The sequence below is a fragment of the Nostoc sp. S13 genome (assembly GCF_029379315.1).
Lineage (GTDB): Bacteria > Cyanobacteriota > Cyanobacteriia > Cyanobacteriales > Nostocaceae > Nostoc.
Genome location: NZ_JAQYWQ010000057.1, coordinates 1 through 21,858, shown reverse-complemented (window position 1 = coordinate 21,858; position 21,858 = coordinate 1). Strand labels below are relative to the sequence as shown.

At 42.6% G+C, this 21,858-nt stretch carries 14 protein-coding genes; 5 read left to right on the top strand and 9 right to left on the bottom strand.

The features are described from left to right. Nucleotides 1-5: 5 nt before the first annotated feature. Complete coding sequence (locus PUQ00_RS18130; protein ID WP_300419139.1) at nt 6-662, bottom strand: DUF1361 domain-containing protein; 657 nt, start codon at nt 660-662, stop codon at nt 6-8. Nucleotides 663-1,406: 744 nt separating this feature from the next. Continuing rightward, entirely contained in the window at nt 1,407-1,883 is a 477-nt protein-coding gene (locus tag PUQ00_RS18125; RefSeq protein WP_300419138.1) for a hypothetical protein, read from the bottom strand. A gap of 551 nt (nt 1,884-2,434) precedes the next feature. On the opposite strand from PUQ00_RS18125, the gene PUQ00_RS18120 reads away from it, so the two are divergent. Further along, nucleotides 2,435-3,673 (top strand): glycosyltransferase, encoded by a 1,239-nt coding sequence (locus PUQ00_RS18120; protein ID WP_300419137.1) that lies wholly within the window; start codon nt 2,435-2,437, stop codon nt 3,671-3,673. Between the two features lie 279 nt (nt 3,674-3,952). Continuing rightward, a complete protein-coding gene (locus tag PUQ00_RS18115; RefSeq protein ID WP_300419163.1) occupies nt 3,953-5,650 on the top strand; it encodes a glycosyltransferase in 1,698 nt (565 codons plus the stop codon). 221 nt (nt 5,651-5,871) lie between these two features. Here the strand turns inward: PUQ00_RS18115 and PUQ00_RS18110 are convergent, their stop codons facing one another. Beyond that, nucleotides 5,872-6,027 (bottom strand): helix-turn-helix domain-containing protein, encoded by a 156-nt coding sequence (locus PUQ00_RS18110; protein WP_300419135.1) that lies wholly within the window; start codon nt 6,025-6,027, stop codon nt 5,872-5,874. A gap of 154 nt (nt 6,028-6,181) precedes the next feature. Here PUQ00_RS18110 and PUQ00_RS18105 point away from each other — a divergent pair, with 154 nt between their 5' ends. Next, nucleotides 6,182-8,710 carry a mannose-1-phosphate guanyltransferase gene (locus PUQ00_RS18105; protein ID WP_300419133.1) on the top strand — a complete coding sequence of 843 codons (2,529 nt, stop codon included), beginning with the start codon at nt 6,182-6,184 and terminating at the stop codon, nt 8,708-8,710. Between the two features lie 733 nt (nt 8,711-9,443). Here PUQ00_RS18105 and PUQ00_RS18100 read toward each other — a convergent pair. The 4 genes from PUQ00_RS18100 to PUQ00_RS18085 form a co-directional block, all read right to left on the bottom strand. Beyond that, complete coding sequence (locus PUQ00_RS18100; protein ID WP_300419132.1) at nt 9,444-11,636, bottom strand: TolC family protein; 2,193 nt, start codon at nt 11,634-11,636, stop codon at nt 9,444-9,446. 103 nt (nt 11,637-11,739) lie between these two features. After that, nucleotides 11,740-13,302 carry a circadian clock protein KaiC gene (kaiC, locus tag PUQ00_RS18095; RefSeq protein ID WP_300419130.1) on the bottom strand — a complete coding sequence of 521 codons (1,563 nt, stop codon included), beginning with the start codon at nt 13,300-13,302 and terminating at the stop codon, nt 11,740-11,742. Nucleotides 13,303-13,379: 77 nt separating this feature from the next. Then, nucleotides 13,380-13,694, bottom strand: a complete 315-nt coding sequence (gene kaiB / locus PUQ00_RS18090; RefSeq protein WP_300419128.1) for a circadian clock protein KaiB — start codon at nt 13,692-13,694, stop codon at nt 13,380-13,382. 107 nt (nt 13,695-13,801) lie between these two features. Beyond that, nucleotides 13,802-14,383 carry a KaiA family protein gene (locus PUQ00_RS18085; RefSeq protein ID WP_300419126.1) on the bottom strand — a complete coding sequence of 194 codons (582 nt, stop codon included), beginning with the start codon at nt 14,381-14,383 and terminating at the stop codon, nt 13,802-13,804. Between the two features lie 657 nt (nt 14,384-15,040). On the opposite strand from PUQ00_RS18085, the gene PUQ00_RS18080 reads away from it, so the two are divergent. Together PUQ00_RS18080 and PUQ00_RS18075 are read left to right on the top strand one after the other, a co-directional pair. After that, nucleotides 15,041-18,289, top strand: a complete 3,249-nt coding sequence (locus PUQ00_RS18080) for a hybrid sensor histidine kinase/response regulator (protein ID WP_300419161.1) — start codon at nt 15,041-15,043, stop codon at nt 18,287-18,289. Between the two features lie 9 nt (nt 18,290-18,298). Then, nucleotides 18,299-18,421 (top strand): hypothetical protein, encoded by a 123-nt coding sequence (locus PUQ00_RS18075; RefSeq protein ID WP_300419124.1) that lies wholly within the window; start codon nt 18,299-18,301, stop codon nt 18,419-18,421. Here the strand turns inward: PUQ00_RS18075 and PUQ00_RS18070 are convergent. Together PUQ00_RS18070 and PUQ00_RS18065 are read right to left on the bottom strand one after the other, a co-directional pair. Further along, on the bottom strand, nt 18,400-20,343 hold the full coding sequence (locus PUQ00_RS18070; RefSeq protein WP_300419123.1) for a glycosyltransferase family 39 protein: 1,944 nt from the start codon (nt 20,341-20,343) through the stop codon (nt 18,400-18,402). The genes PUQ00_RS18075 and PUQ00_RS18070 overlap by 22 nt on opposite strands. A 233-nt stretch (nt 20,344-20,576) precedes the next feature. Next, nucleotides 20,577-21,740 carry a transposase gene (locus tag PUQ00_RS18065; RefSeq protein ID WP_300419121.1) on the bottom strand — a complete coding sequence of 388 codons (1,164 nt, stop codon included), beginning with the start codon at nt 21,738-21,740 and terminating at the stop codon, nt 20,577-20,579. Between the last annotated feature and the right edge of the window lie 118 nt (nt 21,741-21,858).

Sequence of the window (21,858 nt, the reverse complement as noted above, 5' to 3'; positions counted from 1 at the left end):
GTTGATTAAATGTTTGGCGTGTTAGAGTTTGCGCGTCTTGAGTTTATCCCTATTCTACTATCTGGTTGGCTAAGTCCTAAAGTTACTCGTTTCATAATCCAGTACAAACCTGCAAGTACCACAAAGGTAATAGTAATAATCACCAGGGGCTGTTTCCCAAGAATTTCTTCTACCCCTTTAGTCAGTACAGCATCGGGTTGAGTAATAAAATCCCAACTGTTGAAACGCAAAAATCGCCCCCAATAAACACCAACAGCACAGAGAAAATGTGTAATCAACTCAAAGCGCCAAATCCATTGGCTTTTGCCGATGCGATGTAAGTAGTAACCCCAATTAATTAACGATATTACATAAGCTTCAAATCCGCCGAGAATTACTAACAAATACACAGGAATTAGTACTAAAGTAATCATCCACACCGATTGAATTCTGCGGATATCGTCTATTAGGTGAATCACATCAGTCAACAAATATGGTGCATTTGGTAAGAAAGCATAGAAAATTAAGAATCCTAGCCACCAAAGCCAAGTGCTACCACGCTTGTAGCGAAATAGCCACACACTTAAAGCTAAAGGTATAAAAGCCAGAAATAAATTCCAAGTCATCCAACTCATATTAATTCGTAAGACATGTACAACTCTGGCTATCAATTCTTCTTTCATAGGTGCTAACTCAGAAGACGTTTGATTGTTCTAGATTCACTCTGTAGTGTTAGTGTTAACTTCAGTGATTGACTGATAAAATTTTGTACGCCCAAGGAAATTTATTTTCTCCAAGACCAGACAAGGCTTTTGTGTCACTTAAAAGTAAATGCACACTGATATAGCAGAATTCAGAATACATTCGCCAGAATGGGCTACGCCCCGCTCCCCTAACAGAAGTAAAATAGGCTTTATACTTAGCTTTGAAACGAATCTTTGTATACTTCACCTTCCTTGAAATCTGCTGTATATCTCTGAAATTTAGAGTTTTTATGTCTTTCATACTGGGGGATGAATATTTATCAACCAATCGACTTAAATCACTAGTATAGCCAGAAAATCATCAGCGTAAAATCTACCATAGAAAGAAAGTCTGAGCGACAAAAACGCCATTCAATAAGTTGCTGTGGACTTTTTTTATGGGAATTTTGTCTCTGTCATAGCTATTATATTGATTTTATTTTGACAGATAGAGTTGGTATATATCAGCAAAATTTTTGAATAAAAAGTGATAAAAGTTACTAGAAATCTGAGAGGCGATCGCCTGCGTGCTAGGCTGTTGACTTGTGTGAATTTCTGAGAAAATTGTTCATACAGCTTATGTGTTGGGAACCAGTTAAGGCAAGGGCTATGCCTTAACTTAGTCCCATTCGGAGCAAAGGGACAGAGGAAGAATTTTTGACTAATCCCCATACTCCAGATAGATTATTCTGGCTGGCTACAATATTTATTCATTTCATTCATTAAGGTATCCGACTGCTTGCCAATAGTTGTAGCTGTTGTCAGTGCTGAATCAATTTCGGCTCTAGCCTTTTGGATTTTTTCTCTACCAGATGCCGAGGCTTCTGCTGTCTTGGTCGCACCAAGTGCCCTGCCTGCCTTAGCAATCGCTTCACTGAGATTCTGAAAAATTTTGACAAAACCGCTTTGAAATTCTTTCAGCTTGGGATCTGTTAACTTCAGTTCCCGAATCGATTTAGTCACAAATTCCAAATCCTTAGACAGCTGTATGCTGGTAATCACTTGGGTTCCTTTATTTTTATCAATCAAAGAAGTTCCAGCATTCACAACTCGAATCAGCCTCTGACACTGGGAAACTTTATTTTCGCTGCAACTAGTAATGAACAAAGCAATGCTCAGGCTCACAGAAGCAATAACGGTATATTTATGTAAAACAGACATTAACACCCCAGAAACAATAAAACCAAGAATATAGTATCCAATATTACAGCTTAAGTGATGAACCCACGAGAAACTCTCAGTATTGGGATAGTTGCCTCATGTTTATATTCTCAGAGCAACATCTTGACCGCGTTCGCGTTGTCTTGACGATTTTTTGATAAACTCTTTTAGTGATTTCATCCCCTATTACGACACTTTGCACTTAGTAGTAATCACTACTTTATATTTATTTCTCTATTTTCTCACAAAATGATTTTGGATTGATACATTAGCCCTACTAATAGTAAAAAGTATTTACATAAGTCTTGGTAAACTGCATATTTGCTGGCTTAATGGTACAGTATCAATTGTTTGTATAAAAAATTATGTAGGTGTAAGCAATATCATAAAAAGAAATGGCTAAATTTAAAGTTTAGATAAAGTTTAGAAAAATATTTGAAATTGAGGTGCGGGAATTACTAAACTTTTCAAAATAGCTAACTGTAACAAAAGTATTCATAAAGCTTTGAGTAACCAGGTTCAGTCAATAAAGCGTTCTGTAATGTGAAATTATGAAGATCAACTCATCCAACTCACTGTTAACAGTACCAACTGGCCCACTAAAGATTTCAGAGTTGCCGCCTAACCATGTAGGTACAAGTGGTGAATCTATCCATCTTTCCCTAGTAATTCCTACTTATAAAGAGCGTGACAACATCCAGAATGTGGTCAGCATATTGAGTCAGTTACTGGATGAATCTATTCCAGGAAACTATGAACTGATTGTGGTAGACGATGATAGCCCAGACCGAACTTGGGAAATAGCAGAATCCTTGACACCAGAATACCCCCAGTTGCGGGTGATGCGACGCCAACAGGAACGAGGGCTGTCTTCAGCAGTGATTCGTGGGTGGCAAGCAGCGACGGGGAGTGTGTTGGGAGTGATAGATGGAGATTTGCAGCATCCACCAGAGGTGCTGATCCAACTGTTGCGTAGTGTTGAGCAGGGAGCAGATTTGGCAGTAGCCAGTCGTCATGTGGACGGAGGCGGCGTCAGCAGCTGGAGTGTTGTCAGGCGTTTCTTGTCTCGTGGTGCTCAGTTGTTAGGCTTGGTGATTTTACCGGGGGTACTGGGGAGAGTTTCCGACCCCATGAGTGGTTATTTTATGGTGCGCCGGAGTGCGATCGCCAATGCAACACTCAATCCAGTCGGATACAAAATTCTCCTAGAAGTAATCGGGCGGGGAAAGGTAGACGAAGTTGCCGAAGTTGGGTATGTGTTCTGCGAACGCAAAGAAGGTGAGAGTAAGGTTACATGGAAGCAATATATAGATTACATCCACCACTTAGTGCGGTTGCGGCTTTCCACAGGGCGAGTAGGACGATTGAGTAGAAAAGTCAATTTCCCAGTTGGCCGATTTATCCGTTTTGGGTTTGTTGGCTTGAGTGGTGTGTTTGTGGATTTAACGGTGTTTTACTTGCTGCGTACTGTGATTCATTTAGGTTTAACTCGCAGTACGATTCTTTCGGCCGGAGTGGCAATCATAAATAATTTCCTATGGAATGATTTATGGACTTTTAGTGATATTTCTCAACGGCAACGTGATCCGCATCAACGTTTCAAACGATTCTTGAAGTTCAGTGCGATCTGTTTGGCAGGAGTTGTATTACAAGCTCTAATAATTAACTTTCTTTATAATGTCTTGGGGATAAATGAGTATTTAGCTAAATTGATAGCGATCGCAGTTGCTACCATCTGGAATTTCTGGGCTAATTTAAAACTTAGCTGGCGCGTTACTGACGTTAAATAATCACAACGAGGGATTTGAGTTTTTGGTTTTTGTTTTTAGATTTTAGAACGAACTTAAATCTAAAACGTCAAATCTACAAATCCATTTGTTTGAGGCCAGGCAATGAGAGTTCTTTTCCAAGGTGCATTCTCTTTTTACAGAAAAATTATCTCGTTGCTACCTGCCGATGCTATCCATTTCCTGCCTCTAGCAAATGCAAACTCTGGCTCACAACACAAGCATTGGCATAATTGGCAAGCTCGTCTCCCTCCTTTTTGGGTTCACTCCTTGCTGAACTTGATGTGGTTGCTCATCGGCATTGGCTTGCGCCTAGCTAACTTGACTGCAAAGCCTCCTTGGACTGATGAGTTTTCCACCTTAGTGTTTAGCTTGGGGAATAATTTTTTATCAGTACCCTTAGATCAAGCGATCGCACCTGATATCTTATTGCAACCACTGCAACCAAACTCAGGCGCTAGTGTTGGTGATGTCATCCATAATTTAGTTACACAAGATACCCATCCCCCACTGTATTTTGTGCTGGCTTACTTGTGGATGAAATTATTTCCTAGTGACGGAGGATTAGTCTCGCTGTTTGCGGCGCGATCGCTACCAGCTTTAATTGGTGCTGCCTCCATTCCATCTGCTTACGTATTAGGTAGGGTAGCGTTTCGTTCGTCATTAGTGGGACACTTGGCTGCTGCCATGATGGCAGTATCACCCTACGGCATATTTCTAGCACAAGAAGCGCGTCATTACAGTTTGGCAGCTTTATGGGTAACTGCTTCCCTCACCTGCTTAGTAATTGCCACACGTCATATTCAAAACCGCACACCTTTACCCATGTGGATAGCACTTTTATGGGTAGAAATTAATGCTTTAGGTGTTGCTACTCATTACTTCTTCACCCTTACCCTCTGTACAGAAGCTGTAGTTTTGATTTTTCTGGCTTGGCTTCAATTGCAGACTAGCAGCAAATTTTCTGTTTTGTTCTCTTCTCCCTGGCGGCGCATCTATGCCGTTGTCACAGGTACTTTTGTGGCGGGTTTAATTTGGCTACCAATCTTTTTAGAGAATAGAAATCGGAGTAATTTGACCGAGTGGATTCAAGGCTCGCGCGTCGGACTAGATTGGTTCAGCCCAATTTTTCAAGCTTTAGGCACATGGATTACAATGATTTCCCTCCTGCCAGTTGAATCTCCACAACTATTGGTGATGATTCTTTCTGGACTGGTGATGCTGATTTTCTTTATTTGGGCAGTACCAATTCTGGTAAGTGGGATCAAGATTCAATTAGAGTATCCAGAAAGCCGGATGATGATTCAGGTGCTTGCTGGAGTAGCTATCAGCGCGATCGCTTTATTCTTTATCTTTACGTACTTTTTCGGTATTGATCTGACCAGGGGTGCTCGCTATAACTTTGTTTACTTTCCCGCCGTGATTGTTTTACTAGGGGCAAGTCTCGCAGTTTGTTGGCATTTTCCGAAGGAATCGATAGAAAGAGAACAAGGAAAAAATGGGACAAAAAGCATAGGCAGATGGGGAATAAACGGGAAAAAAGCCGTGATGTTAATTTGGTTAATGGGATTTGTCAGTGCAGTTACAGTATTCTGCAATCTCGGCTATCAAAAATATTATCGCCCTGACCTATTTGTGCAACTAATTCAACAAATATCCCCAATGCCAATACTGATTGCCACTACTCAGAAAACTCATGTACATATTGGAGAAATGATGGGAGTGGCTAGGGAGTTTAAACTTGCAAATTCACCCATAAATCCTCTGTTTCTCCTTGCCCATCAAGACCAAGACCCGAATACTTCCACCATTGCTCTAGAAAATACTTTAAATAAATTACCACGACCTTTTGACTTGTGGCTAGTAAACTTTCACGCCCCCGCAGCAGAAACCGTCAAAACATGCGTTATATCTGATACTCAATCTTTGCCAAGGGTGAACGGCTACGAATATGAACTTTATCACTGTCAGCAGAGTTAATCGGCTGGGAAGAAATCAATTCAAAATTCAAAATTATTCGCGCAGCGTCTCGCCATTAGTGTCAACTTAAGGTTAAAACCCATTTGTCAACGATAGGTTTTGTGAGAAACGAAGTATAAAGGTGAACTTTTTTCTGCCTTTTATACGCAAGCTGGGAGTGATGCTAATAAACAAAGCATTTTGTTATTGGTGAGGTTTGCCTTGTCGTAATTTGGCGAGAATCAAAACAACTTGCCAACGTACTGTTGTAAGTCAATGCGTTTAACTCGCCAGATATTGCCAATCACTTTGGTCTTTAACTGACCTGCTGTGATTGCTTCTGGCAGGAATTCTCTAGACAACCCAGTTAGCGCTTGTGCTTCGGCAATTGGCATCATTGAATGATTATCGCCTCTGCCCAATGCCCCAATCTATATGCATCTTGTGGAAGTTCCTCAAATATCGATATCCATAGGAGACTAGAGAAACAAGAACAAAATATATCTCATGGGTCTTGAAGCAGCGAAGGTTATAAATAGTTAAGGAGGATTTATGCGTGCAGTACTGATGGCAGGCGGTTCGGGAACGCGGCTTCGCCCGTTAACTTGCGATCTGCCCAAACCGATGGTGCCGATTCTAAATCGACCAATTGCCGAACATATTATCAATCTCCTCAAACGACATCAAATTACAGAAGTTATTGCGACATTGCATTATTTACCTGATGTCTTGCGAGACTACTTTCTAGATGGCAACGATTTTGGTGTCCAGATGACCTATGCCGTTGAAGAAGATCAGCCTTTAGGTACAGCAGGCTGTGTGAAAAATATTGCCGAACTTCTTGATGAAACTTTTTTAGTGATTAGCGGCGATAGCATCACAGATTTCGACCTGACGGCAGCGATCGCATTTCACAAACAAAATAAGTCAAAAGCTACTTTGATTTTGACTAGGGTTCCTAACCCGATTGAATTTGGGGTGGTGATTACCGACGCAGAAGGACGGATTCGGCGATTTTTAGAAAAACCCTCTAGTAGTGAAATTTTTTCCGATACCGTCAACACTGGCACTTACATTCTCGAACCAGAAGTTTTGGAATATTTGCTAGCAAACACTGAATCTGACTTTTCCAAAGACTTATTCCCTTTGCTACTAGCAAAAGATGAGCCAATGTATGGTTACATTGCTCAAGGGTACTGGTGTGATGTTGGTCACTTAGATGCCTATCGGGAGGCTCAGTATGACGCTTTAGATCGGAAAGTGCAACTGGATTGTGCCTACAAAGAAGTTTCCCCTAACTTATGGGTAGGTCAAAATACTTACATCGACCAGACGGCTGTGATTGAAGCCCCAGCAGTGATTGGTGACAATTGCCGCATCGGGGCAAGAGTACAGATTGAGGCAGGAACCATAATTGGGGATAATGTCACTATTGGTGCTGATGCAAATCTCAAACGTCCGATAGTGTGGAATGGAGCAATCATTGGCGAGGAAGCAGCTCTTTCTGCCTGTGTAATTTCCCGTGGCACTCGTGTAGACCGCCGCGCTCAAGTATTAGAAGCTGCTGTTGTCGGTTCGCTTTCCACGGTGGGAGAAGAAGCCCAAATTAGCCCTGGTGTGCGCGTTTGGCCGAGTAAGAAGATTGAGTCAGGGGCAATTTTAAACATTAACTTAATTTGGGGAAACACCGCCCAACGCAATTTATTTGGGCAACGTGGTGTGCAAGGATTAGCTAATATCGACATCACCCCAGAATTCGCCGTGAAATTGGGAGCTGCTTACGGTTCTACTTTGAAACCTAGTTCTAAGGTAACGGTTTCTCGTGATCAGCGTAATGTCTCTCGGATGGTGACGCGATCGCTGATTGCTGGTTTAATGTCAGTAGGTGTTGATATTCAAAACCTCGATGCTACAGCTATCCCCATCGCCCGCACGGTTATACCCACAATGTCGGTAGCTGGTGGTATCCATGTGCGGGTACACCCCGATCGCCCTGACTACATTCTGATTGAATTCATGGATGCTAAGGGCATTAATATCTCCAAAGCCCTGGAAAAGAAAATTGAAGGCGCTTACTTTAAGGAGGATATGCGGCGGGCGCTAATTCATGAAATTGGCGATGTATCTTACCCCAGCCAAGTGAATGACCGTTACTGCACTGCTTTTGAAAAACTGTTGCATGTTCATACACTCCGCAATAGTCGGGCAAAAGTGGTGATTGACTATGTTTATGCTGTATCAGGGGCAGTTTTACCCCAAATGTTAGATAAATTTGGCGCTGATGCAGTGGTGCTGAATGCCAGTGTGAATAAAACGGCGATGTCCGTAGCTGACCGCGAAGGACTGCTGACTCAGTTAGGTCATGTAGTCGAGGCATTAAAAGCTAACTTTGGTGTGCAAGTATCGGCTAATGGGGAACAGCTGATTTTAGTTGATGAATCAGGCTTCCCAATTCGTGGAGAAATGTTAACAGCACTGATGGTGGATATGATCCTAACGGCTAACCCCAAAGGAACAGTAGTAGTGCCAGTTCACGCTTCCAGTGCTATTGAACAAGTCGCCCGCCGCCATGATGGCAGAGTGATTCGCACTAAAGCCAACCCTACAGCCTTAATGGAGGCTTGTCAGACAAATCCAAATGTGGTCATCGGAGGTAGTGGAGAGACTGGTTTTATTTTTCCGCAACTGCATCCGGGATTTGATTCCATGTTCTGCATTGCTAAAATAATTGAGATGTTGACTATACAGGAGCGATCGCTTGCTGCTGCCCGGTCAGAATTGCCCCGTGTAATTCACAAAACTTATACAGTACGCTGCCCGTGGACAGCCAAGGGTGCTTTGATGCGTTACTTGGTGGAAACTCACCCAGCCCAAAACCTAGAACTCATTGATGGGGTGAAAATTTGTCAACCCTACGATGACAGTTGGCTGTTAGTTTTACCAGATGCCAGTGAACCACTGGTGCATTTGTATGCAAATAGCAACGATCGCGATTGGGTAGATGAGACTATCAGAAACTACCGCAGCCGTGTCCAGACATTTGTGGAAAGACAACAAGAATATCAACCCGCCGAAGTTTAATTCGTAATTCGTAATTCGTAATTGAATTCTTTAATTACGAATTACTGTCTTGGCCACGGAGGGCGAGTCCGCGTTGGCGGAGCCTCTCAAAGAGAAGCGTCAACCCCTTCTCTGCGAGACGCTACGCGAACGGGGAATTCAAAATTAAAAATTAAAAATTAAAAATTAATAATCCCCATAAATCAATTTAGCGCAAAGTCTGAGCGGAGGTTGACGACGCTCGCGGACTCGCTCTCCGTGGCGCTATCCGTTGGCACAGCCTGCCGCAGGCATCAGAACTTTGTAACAGAGGGGCTTGTACCCTTTTCGTTTTCGGTCATTAGCAATCCATTTTTTTAATAATCATAATTCTGAATATTTATTGATGGGATTCAATCATTTAATTGCTGCCATGAATCAATTTAAACCCTGTTATGCTTCTGGATGATTTAGCTTATTTACTACTTGCTTATTCCAGAAAGTGACAGAAAAGAGATAACAGACGTTGCATTGCAACGTCTGTTATTAGCCCATGTAACTGTTTTCAATTTATACAATTAGCGCCAAGACTTATTGGAATATAGCTTTTGTTACCAAAAAAGCCTCATTATTCAGTGTAATTACTGACAAATGAGGCTTTTTGGAGCTTTTCATAAAAAATACTACTAGACTGTGTGATGCCCTGATGATAGATGCAAAGTGTATTAAAAAACACAACAGCAGTCAAAAGTATTGACGGTTGAGTTTCGGCTAACTAGCGTAGTGCCCTGAGAGTAACAGACCGCTGTAACTGAGCTAAAGCGCGGTTGTAATTCAAAATTGCTGTTACCCGATTACCTTCAGCTATTGTGAGGTCGTTTTCAGAGTTAATGACATCAGTTTGAGTGCCTACACCAGCTTGGAATCGCAAACGTGCTAAACGTAGGGCTTCCCTAGCCTGTTCTAAAGCAGTATTAGCCGTTTGAACATTGGTCAAATTAGATTGCTGGGTAGAATAGGCTTGTTCTACCTGAAAGCGAATTTGGTTGCGCTGTTCAGCAAATTGAGTTTCTGCGATCGCAATATTAGCTGTTGCCTGAGCTGCCTGTGCTCTTGCAGCTCCCCCATCATACAAATTCAGGCTTGCCCTGACTCCGACTGCATAACCATCAGTCACGCTGACATTATCATTGAACTGATCTAGTAGGCTATAGCTGGCTACCAAACTAACTTGAGGGCCTAAAGCTGCAAGTGCTTGCCGTCGCTGTTGTTCGCTAATGTTACGTTGCGCTAATTGCTGTTGCAATTCCGAACGGTTTTGAAAAGCCAGCAAAATAGTTTGTTCTAATGTTGGGTTCCAAAGACCAGCTAATTGTACAGGATCAGCTGCACTGATATTTATCGTCTGCGCCAAACTTATCCGAGTTGCTAATTGACGACGGGCAATTGCCTGCTGGGATCTAGCATTAGTCAAATCTTGTTGGGCATTTGCTAAATTAACCTGCGATCGTAACACATCAAACCGCGTACCAACCCCAGCTCGCTCTAAAGCTTCTGCATCACGCAAACTAGCTTCGGAGTTCTGCACAGCTGACTGAGCAATACGTACTTGTTCATCCGCTTGTTGCAGATTGTAGTAGTCAGTGGCAACATTCAGACGGATTGTCTCAAACTGAGTTTCTACAGCCAGCTCATCGGAGCGCTCCTGTTCCTCAGCCTGTCTGATCGTAGCTTCCCGACTCCCAGAACTATAAAGGTTATATGTCAGTTGTGCTTGACCGTTGAAACCTGTACTAGATACGTCTGTGTTAGAGCGAAGACCTTGCCGTTTGTATATTTCGTCCTGAAGTTGACTAGAAGCAGACTGACTGCGAGTAATATCACTAGTAATATCAAGACTAGGAAGTAAAGCAGCTTGTGCTTGGCGTACAGCAGCGCGACTGCGTTCTAGCTGCAATATCGACACCTGTAGATCGTGATTGTTACGCCGTGCTAGCTCGAGAGCCTGTGCTAGAGTAATCGGCTGATTTCCCTGAAGTCTCACTTCCTCCGGTTTGGTGGGAAATAGCAAGGGATTTGAGCTAGGAGTCAGGTTATCGGGAATTTGTACCGAATCTGACAGCACAGGAATTACGTTTGGTGGCACAGTCTGAGGTGGCACTGAACCTGCTGGTGCAGGAGTTACACTTCCCGGCACAATCTGAGGTTGCACCGAACCTGCCGGAGTCTGAGGATTACTCTGAGCCACACGTTCCCCAACCGCATTTTGTCCTAAGCAGTTGCTTGAGCTCAGTAGCAAAGAAGCTGAGGAATCAGTTTTGCTTTTCCCCAACTCCTGTGGACACCTCTGCGCTGACAACAGTTTTGCTGCTCCTGCCCCTGTGCCTGAAGCTTCTAAAAATGTTTGCAACTGATTAACAGTATTTATCTGTTGAACCACTGGCTGCTGTAAAGAAGACAGCGACAAAATTTCTTTTTGGACAGAAGCAGGTTTTGAAGTGTAGTTAGGAACTACTACGTTCTTTAATTTCTGCCCATTTGGGTCTGAATTACTGTTTTTTTGGTTATTTTGAGTAGAACGGTTAACATTAACCGGTTGGGAAGGATTAGAGGTAGGTGTCAAACTGAAAAATCTACCTTTATCTTTCTTAAGAATTTGTTCTATGGCTACACCAGTACTTCCAGTCATTAACGCTGGCATACTGTTATTACTTAAAGGCTTCACACTAAGTTTAGTAAAACCAAAAGCAGGTATTAGGGTCGGAACACTAACATTTGCACCGTTAGGCAGTGGCGTATTCATGTTGTCCACAACCAGGCTTTGACTATAAGTAGAAGTCAAAACACTAGGAGAAGACGCCAGTTGTACCCCAGTTAGTTTCGTAGTACCAGCCCAAGCAGGCCCAGTTGTTAAGACCGCTGCTGTCAAACCAGGTAAGAAGCTATAAAATAATTGCTGTCCTTTCACCGCATCCCTCACACGAAAATCACTCTAGCGGCAGAAAACCTTTCTTCACCACAGAATATAGCACGATACTAAACTTAGGAAAGAATATACTACGATACTAAATTTAGGGTTCGGAACTCTGTTTGTCTTCAAAACGTCTAACAATGCGAGAAAGTTCCGCCTTTTCATCGATGCTAACGCGAGTAGGAGCACCGCTGATAATCCGTTCGTAGTTTCGGAAAGAATCTTTAATATCGGGACCATCAGCAGTGATATTATACTCACGAATGCCCTTATCATGCCAAGAGCCTCTCATTTTAAATACGTTAATTGCCCGCGACATTTCTCCGCGAATTTCTACGTACTGTAACATCAGAATTGTATCGGTGATCGTGGAGATATGAGAGTCAGTAATCGAATGTGCTCCCAGAAATTGTTCAGTTGTGTTGGTGAAGAAACCAGTAATTTCTTCTTGTTTAGCATAACCCGTCACACCAATTACAAACTGCCGAAACGCATTATTGCTGACTCCTCTAGCTAGTGCTGATAGGGAATCAATGGCGATGCGAGCTGGTTTGAAGACAGCAATTTCTGATTTAATAATTTGTAAGTGGTCTTCTAAACCAGTTGATTCAGGATAGGTACAGATTATTTTCAGTAAACCTTGATGTTCTAATTCTTCAAAATCAATTCCCCAAGAGGAAGCATTACGAGATAGTTGGGCGCGTGACTCTTCATAAGCAAATAATATTGCCTGTTCTCCATTCAGGCAGCCATCTTGAATAAACTTACTGACTAACAAGGTTTTACCAGTACCTGTGGCTCCTGTTGCCAAAATAATAGAATCTTTAAAGAAACCACCTCCGCACATTTCATCTAAGATTTTGACACCAGAAGATACTCTGATATTAGAAGATCGTTGAGTCAAGCGCATTGCTCCCAGTGGGAAGATGTTAACTCCTTCATTAGTAATGGTGAAGGGATACTCGCCTTTCATATGAGTTGTGCCGCGCAACTTGAGGATTTCAGTTGTGCGACGGCGGCGTTCTCCTTCTAAAACGTTGCGAACAATTACGACATTATCGGAAACAAATTCTTCTACTCCGAAAGAGGCAACGGGCCCATATTCTTCACTACGTTCAGTGGTAATTACAGTGGTGACACTCAGTAGTTTGAGACGTGCTACCAGGCGAAAAATCTCGCGTCGTACTACTCCCATCGCCTCATACTGCTGAAATACTGCTGTTATTGAGTCGATTGAAACTCGTTTAGCTTTGTATTTGCGGATGGCATATTGCAAGCGCTCAATGAGTGCAGAAAGGTCAAAATTCCCAATGATATCTTGACCTTCTGGATCAGGAGATGCATCAAGAATAAACAACTTGCCTTCTTCGATTAGGCGTGGCAAGTTCCAACCAAAGATATGGGCATTTTTAATAATATCACTGGGTGATTCTTCAAAGGTAACGAATACTCCTGCTTCGTCAAAGTAAGTGATACCGTTATAGAGAAACTGAAGAGAGAATAAAGTTTTGCCAGTGCCGGATGTGCCACTAATCAAGGTAGTTCTACCAATTGGTAAACCACCATGAGTAATATCGTCAAATCCTTCGATCATCGTCCGAATTTTTTCTACACCCCTAATTATCGGTGGTTGCTTTGGTTCTACTTGCTCATTTTCACTCATTGCTTGATCACAAAAGGGTATTAAACCAGGTTTTTTTATTACTAAAGTTTGTACTCAATTTTTTTATGATTAAAATTTTACTCTTCAAAATCTTCTTCACTCAGTTCTTCATAGAGCAAATCTAATCCAATCAATACTCTTTCTCTATCTGAAAGATCCCCGATAATTTTGCGAACTGGTGGAGGCAAAATTTTAGATAATGTTGGCGTTGCTAATATTTTATCTTCTTCAGCCAGTTGCGGGCTTTTCAGGACATCGATCACTTTTAAAGCATAAACACCTTCAAACTCTTGCTCTAAAATCTCTTTGAGTGTTTTTAATGCCCGAGCTGAATTATGGGTATTGCCTGCTACGTAAAGCTTGAGAACGTAGGTTTTTCTGGCTTTATTCATATACTTAATGGCTAGTCATGATCAGACAAATACAATAATATTGGTTCGCGCATTGGGAGTTACTAACAGCAGTAGCTTTTACCAAGTTGAACATCGGTAAATTTAATTTACTTAGAAATCGAACTCCTATAGACTTCGCATAGGTGAGCGAGAATATCTATCAACGTTAAGCGGTAATCAAGTAAGGTTTCATTGCTCCTTCCTTCTAATTTTAGCTGGTGAGAAAATTCTTCAATTATCTCCATGTGAATTTCGATGATTTGGGGCACAGGAATATTAGCATAAAATATAGTATTGATAAATTTATCAATTTTTTCTTTGAGTGTTCTGTCTGTGGTAAAATAATTTATAAGAATCAGGCTGTAATCTGATTTAAGCCGTCTTAATAATCCTTGCCTTTCGGCTGGAGTCATCTCCTGGAAATGCTGTTGGTTTTTTTGCGTTTGACTGGCAAATACATAGAGGTATTTGCCAGTGTCTGCCTGACTGGAATTTTGTCGCGGACAATTTGGGAAATAGTTGATTTTTCCCCAGGTAGTTGTAGCAACCGGTAGGTAGCAAAATTGGGCAATAATTGCGTTAATCAATTTCCACACCCATGCGCTCAAACCTTTTTGGTTGGCTAAGTCAACTGGATTATCTAAACATTTGTTAATCTCAGGTTGCAGAATCAATATTGGTAATAACATTTACTCTTTAATATATCTCCTTGATCGCCCTGACCAAGAAACGCGGGTTGATAAGTTTGGCAAACGCTTCTAGGGGAATTATGGGTGGGAAGTAAACTGGTGATTCTACCCCAAAATAACGCTCTGTGTTAGCAGATAATGCTAGCCACTCAACAACAAGAGTGCAGCAACTGAGTGGTAGGACTGAGTAGGTCTTTGATGATCAGCTATCTGTCAGCATAGGAAGACACAGGAGCTAATTTATTATTTGCCTATCTTATATAAATAGATAGATTTTTTGATTTTGCTCCTTGATAAGATACTTAAACGAACTTAAAGGATTGTCGCATTTTAAATCATTATAATTCCTCAAGGTTCTAAAGCGAATCTTTGGGGTCATAATTGTTTTAGCCGTCGCTATCGATGAGGAGTTTAAATACCAGTAAGACACTGGGGAGGCTAGTTGCTAGAAATGAGGAACGTCGCCTCTTGGAAAAGTGCACTCGCCCGCAAGCAAGTGTCCGTGACGGAAAATCCCGTTGTTTTAATAGCGTTGAAATAACCAGAGTTGCTTATATGAGTCTTCTTAGAGGATATGGCTTCAGGCAAAAAAACCATCAACAGTTGGGAGATGGAAATGCCGGAGGTTTCCACAGGAAGAATGACCCCCAAAGCCCTATGTTAATGCTACATTACCCGCTTTATGACTTTCAGGCAACCGTACCTAGCTGCCTCCAAACAAGTTCTCTGGCAGTGCTGTTAGAGATTTTTGAGCAAGAGCAGTGCGATCGCTTGGTAGTAGTGAATCAACAACAATGCCCCATAGGATTGTTGTATTCTGCCCGTTTAATCCCAAAATTATTAGCACATAGTGACGATAAAAATCTAAATTTACACCAATCACTCTCTAGCTGGGGTCAAGGTCTAATTGAGCCAATACAAACAATATCAGCTTCTGAGCCTGTAGAGAAATTGAGCTTGCGCTGGGGTTATCCTCAAGGCGAAAAAGATCAGAACTTAGATTGGGCGCTGATTGACTCTAATGGTCAATATTTGGGGCTGCTGGATACTTCACGTCTGTTGCGATCGCTAGCTAAGGAACGCATGGCTGGGTTAGAAAGCTCAGGTGAGCATCGCCATGAGTATGCTGCTGGTGTGCAAATGCCAAATGAACCCAAATCATTGGGACACCAGCCACTAGTACACTTGCTGGAAAGACTGCCTTGGCCTTTGATGTTGCAAACGGGTACTGGCAAGGTGATAGCACGAAATCCCGCTTGGTGGCAGCAATTAGGAGCCTTGAAAGATCCAGAAGGAGTTAGGCAACAGGTGGAGGCAATACTTGTCCCTGAATCCTCCGAAAAAACAGAACATGTCACCCAACGAGCAATCAAGGTTCATCCCAATGGTAGGGAGAATGAGGATGGTGGTGAAGAGGAACCGACTCAGCAAGAAGCATCATCAGAGGCTGTATATAGTCGGTGCTACTTGGATAGTCAGGTAGGTACTTGTACCTGCGTTGTTGAAGTGCAAAATGGTCAGGAGCAAATCTGGCAGTTTGCCAAAATTCCCTTAGATAGTCTTGAGTTTAAAGTCATGAGTGCTGAAGAGGAGGTTTTACTCAGCAATGATTTGTGGTTGATTTTAGCTACCGATGTGACTGAGCAGCAACAGCTTTGCAAAGAATTGGCAGCAAAAAATGCCGATTTAATTCAACTAAATCGGTTGAAAGATGAATTTTTAGCTTGTATTAGTCATGAACTCAAAACTCCCCTAACTGCCGTTTTAGGATTATCGCGCTTGCTCGTGGATCAGCAATTGGGAGAACTCAACGAGCGTCAAGCCCGTTATGCAGGACTGATTCATCAAAGTGGACGCCACCTGATGAGTGTAGTTAATGACATTTTGGATTTGACCCGCATGGAAACGGGACAAATGGATTTGACGCTGACTCCGGTGAAAATTCGGGCTGTGTGCGATCGCGCCCTATCGGAGGCCAAAGCCATCCACACTCAAACTACCAAAGCTACACCAGCTTCCCCAACTCAAAATGCCCGTTTATCTGCTCCCCAATTCTGCCTCTCCATTGAACTAGGCTTAGATCAGATGGTGGCAGATGAATTGCGCTTACGCCAGATGCTAGTACACCTACTTTCCAACGCCTTTAAATTCACCGAAATATCTGGCGAAATTGGGCTGCGGGTGAGTCGTTGGGAAGGATGGATTGCCTTTACAGTTTGGGATACAGGTATTGGCATTCCTGAACACCAGCAACACTTAATCTTTCAAAAATTTCAACAACTGGAAAATCCCCTCACCCGCCAATTTGAAGGCACTGGTCTGGGGCTAGTATTAACTCGCGCCTTGGCTCGTCTCCACGGAGGAGATGTCAGCTTCTTATCGCGTGAAGGAAAAGGTAGCCAGTTTACCCTACTTCTGCCGCCCAGTCCCCCGAAAACAGGTTTTTCTGAACCAGATATAGGAATTAGAGAAGAGGAAGAAACACCACACCAACAGACACGGCAAAATCTCACAGTCGCTCCTCAGCATGTTATTACCCCTACACAGCATCATCCCGCTAGTTCGCAACGGTTGGTCTTGGTAGTCGAGGCAGTAGCCCGATATATTGAAGACTTGACCGAACAACTCAAAGGTTTAGGATATCGGGTAGTGATTGCGCGATCGGGGACAGAAGCAGTCGAAAAAGCTCGGCGCTTGCAACCAATAGCGATATTTTTGAATCCGTTGCTACCCCTGCTATCAGGCTGGGATGTGCTGACTTTACTGAAATCTGACAATGCAACCCGTCATATATCTGTAATTGTGACCGCGACGGGAGCCGAAAAGGAGCAAGCATTTGCTAACCGAGCCGATGGTTTCTTAAGTTTGCCAGTAGAGCATCAGGTCTTAGCACCAGTTCTAGAAAAATTATGTACTGCACAAGCAGTTCCGCAGCTAGGGTTAGACAAGAGCGCAATTATCCCAACTAAGACCCCACTGCGAATTCTCAGGTTGGTGAATCCCCAGTTGGAATCGGTTAATCCCCACCTCTCACTTCGAGAACACCGAGTGATTGAAGTCGATGACCTAGATCAGGCAGAACTTTTGGCACGGGTATGGCAGTTTGATGTCATTTTGCTAGATGTTGAAAGTACCACTGGCCAAATTTATCTGCAACAACTAATTGGACACCCCCGTTTGGCGGCTATACCACTGGTTACTTGCGATGTTGCAACCACCCTAATAGCTTCTAAAATACCAGGGCTATCTGTATTTCCTTACTTAACACCATTTGCTAAAGACAACAGCAGTCGCACCGAGAAAACAGATGCCTTACTATCAGTACTGCAAATTGCTTCTGGTATTTGCTGCCCTGCCAACATCTTGGTAGTGGACTTAACAATGCTGCGTGATTTTCCACAGGTAAGACGCAAGCAAGTTAAGGATTATCAGACTGAAACAAATTGCTCAATTAGTAGTGAAACTGCTAAACGGGGGTCTGAGTGGTTCCAAGCTTTAATTCAGTACCTACAAACAGCAGGCTTTAAAGCGGCGATGAGTCCCTGTTGGGCAGAAGTGTTACAACAAATTCGCCACCAAAGCGTTGACTTACTGCTAATTTGTTTAGGAGAATCAGCTATCCCCAAAGACCTGCTAAAAGCGCTGAAAACATTGGGAGATTCACCTTTAAAGTTACCACCAATTTTGGTACTAAATCAGCGATTAAATCACCCAGAAACCAGTTTTCAGCCTGGGGTAGGTTATAAGGAAATTGACAAGCAGAAAAAGAATGGTTTGAAATCTATAGAAACTGTTGTTAGTGCGATCGCTACTCAAATATTACCGCGATCGATATCAATGGAAGACCTCTTAAAGCAGATCAATCAAGCTTTAGCTGTCAATGGTTACAATGACAAATGTTCATAGGAGTGGGGAGTGGGGAGTGGGGATAAGGGAGATGAGGGAGATGAGGGAGATGAGGGAGAAATAACCAATGCCCAATGCCCAATGCCCCATGCCCAATTCCCAATTCCCAATTATGATATGTCTATTTTTTGATTTTTCTTTTTCTTAAAATTAACTCGAACCAAGTTATAAGCACCCTTGGTCGATAAACTCTTGTAATCATCTGGCTGTAAGTCCATTTGTAAAAACTTTTTCTGTTCAGCCAACAGCAGCAGCGAGGGAGGTTGTAGTGCCTTAGCAGCCTGGTTTTTAATATGAGCTACAGCCTGTTGGGGAAATCCTAAATAATTTACGTGGATGTGGCTGTAAAAGACTACACTAGGCTTTTTGAAGCCAAGCATGATCAATTCTTCATCTGGTTGTTTTGCTTCTAGGATGACGGCAGACAACTCCCTTAAGGGTAATTGACGTTCTCGATCAATAAAAAACGAAGCAGGCGTTAAAACAAAAATTAAAAACGCCACAAACCCTACTAAATTAATACTGATAATATAGTTCCATCGGCGACTCAGTAAAAAGCCCCCAACCAAAATAGCACAAACTAGCCAAATTACGCCTGCTATTACTGGTATACCAGATTTTTGAATTAGTTCGTGGAAGTTACTTATAGCTGGATCAGTACCTAATATGTGGCTTAAATTAAACAATGCTGTTGCCAAAAATGATAAAAACACTACATTCAACCAACCACTCCATACGAGTAAAGGGGGGATGGAAGAGGACGCAGGGGGATGAGCAAATACTTTTTCCGTACCTACGTGTGTTTGAGTCTTATCGTCATTTTTAGCCTCCATGTTTGGTAAAAGTTCGCTCCACAACAGCGCTACCAGGATTGCTGCTGCTGGCATTAAAGGCAAGACGTAACTAGGGAGTTTAGTGACAGCAATGGTGAAAAAGCCAAAGATGCTAGCAAACCAGAACCAGGCGAATAAACCAAATTGCTGAAAACGTTCAAGGGATCGCCAGTGCGATCGCTGCCAAAACTTTAGTCTTACTATAGAGGCTGGTAAATACACTGAGTATGGCGCAAAACCCAGCAGCACTACTAAAAAGTAAAAATACCAAGGTGCTGAGTGACCATTAACTACTTCTGTAAAGCGTTCCAGGTTGTGATAACCAAAAAAGGAGTTAATGTAATTCCAGCCATTGCGCCAAATTACTAAAGCATACCAGGGCACTGACAAACCTATAATTATCAGTATACCTACGAAGAGGCGCATTTCCCGCAACACCTCTCGAAACTTGCCCACGTAAAGCAAAAAGGCGGCAACAATTAGCCCTGGCAAGACAATTCCCACTGGGCCTTTAGTCAAAATTGCACCAGCAATCAGCACATAAAAAGCTAAATACCACTTATTAGGGAATAGGGCATGGGGCATTGGGGATTGGGCATTGGTTATTAATGCTGCTCCCCTGCTCCCCTGCTCTCTGCTCCCTTCCTTACCTGCGTACCCTAGAAAGAAAGATAACAAAGCTGATGCCATACATCCGGTGAGGAGCATATCAGAGACACCCGTTCTCGCCCAAATAATAGTTTCGGCATTGAGTGCCATCAGCGCTGCTGCGATAAAAGATATTAAGTAGCGGCGAGTCGGACGTGAAACTTGCTCTAATTCGTCTTGTTTAGTCAAATACCAGTGTACGGTGTAAAAAGCTAAACAAATTAAACCTAAGGCTGCGATCGCCGAAGGAAGACGTACTGCCCACTCATTCACCCCAATAATTTTATAGGCGATCGCCTGACACCAGTAAATTAAAGCAGGTTTATCGAAACGAGTCTCACCATCGAAAAATGGGGTTATCCAATCACCTGTGACTAACATTTGGCGAGAAGCTTCGGCAAACAGTGGCTCTGTCTCATCAACCAAGCCAGTATTGCCCAAATTCCACCCAAAAGCTATCCAGCCAATCACCATTAAACCCAAAATCGACACAGTTACACCAAGGGATGGATTCTTTTCTATTTTGTTGAACCACTGATCAACAGTGCGCTTAACACTCAATTTCATTGTCATTTAGTCAATAGTCAACAATCACTAATCAATAGTCGTTGATTATCTATCTTTTGTTCTTGGGAGTTTTAAATTCAACAATTTTCCTCTACTCAGTACTCTACACCTTACCAACTTTGACACTCCCCCGTTTATAAAACGGGGGATTCTTGGGTCAAAAGGGAGCTATTGCTTAACCCTTCGCCAAGCATCTTGACCCTTCGGGTTCGCAGTCCCCTACGGAGGGAGACCCTCCTTCAGGGCTGACTCACCGTATGCCCTACGGCTGCAAGTCCACGTTGCATCACCACCATAGCGGATGCAACGTCTCTATCTGTCTGAAATCCACATTCACCACAACAATGTATCCGCTCACTTAAATCCTTCTTTCCAGTGTGATGGTTGCAATTAGGGCAGATTTGACTGGTTCCATTGGGATTGACCTTAGCAAAATAAACCCCGCGCTGACAACACACCCACTCTAATATTGAAAAGAATTCACCAAAACCAGCATCTAAAGTATGCTTTGAAAACATCCCTTTAGCCCACGCTTTGAAATTTAAATCTTCAACGAATATCATCCCAACTTGGTCACATAACTTATGCGCCAACTTGAAATGAAAATCCTTGCGGGTATTGTAAATGTGTTCGTATAGTCGAGACACTTTTGCCACCGCTTTTCGCCAGTTGTTTGACCCCAATTTTTTATGGCTAACTCTTTGTTGCAGCAATTTCAGCTTGCATTGGAGATCCACAAAAAATCGAGGTTTAGCGATTTGCTCACCACTAGATGTTGCTAAGAAACTTTTCAATCCAATGTCAATACCAATAGGTTGTCCATGTGGCACAAAGTTTGGAACATCAACATTAGCTTGTAGCATGAGCATTACATACCATCCCGAAGCTTTCTTCACTACCTGGGCTTGCTTTGCCACAAACCCATCTGGAATAGGTCGGGATAGTCGCATTTTCACCCAGCCAACACCAGGGAGTTTAACCTTGCTTCCAAGAATTGGATTAACCCCTAATTGTGGAAACAACAAAGAGCGCATTCTCCCTTGTTTTTTAAATCGGGGAAAGCCTCTTCCTGATTCCCACATCCCAATAAATGCTTTTTCTAACCGCCTTAACACTTGCTGTAACATTTGAGAATGTGCTTCCCTCAGGTTAGGATTAGTTTTCCTAGCTTGAGTTAAGGCAAGGCATTGAGATGCGAATGTTGGTCGGGGCGCATCGGCAGAAATAATGTACTCACAATTGATCCTGCAAGCATCGATTCTGCATGACCTTGAGTTATACCAATCTTTCCTCTCTCCTAACGCAAAATTCCAAACCCTACGAGATGTTTCTAGCCATGCGTCGTAGGTTTGGGACTGTTGCTGATTTAGTTTTAAGCGATAGATATAAGTTAGGTTTAGCATATACGTATTGTACCTTAAAAACAGATAGATTGTTTTTAAAGCCAATTGAAGAAGAATACATTCGTCAGAATACATTCGTCAGAATCAAGACGCTCTCTACGAGACGCTAAAAGCGAAC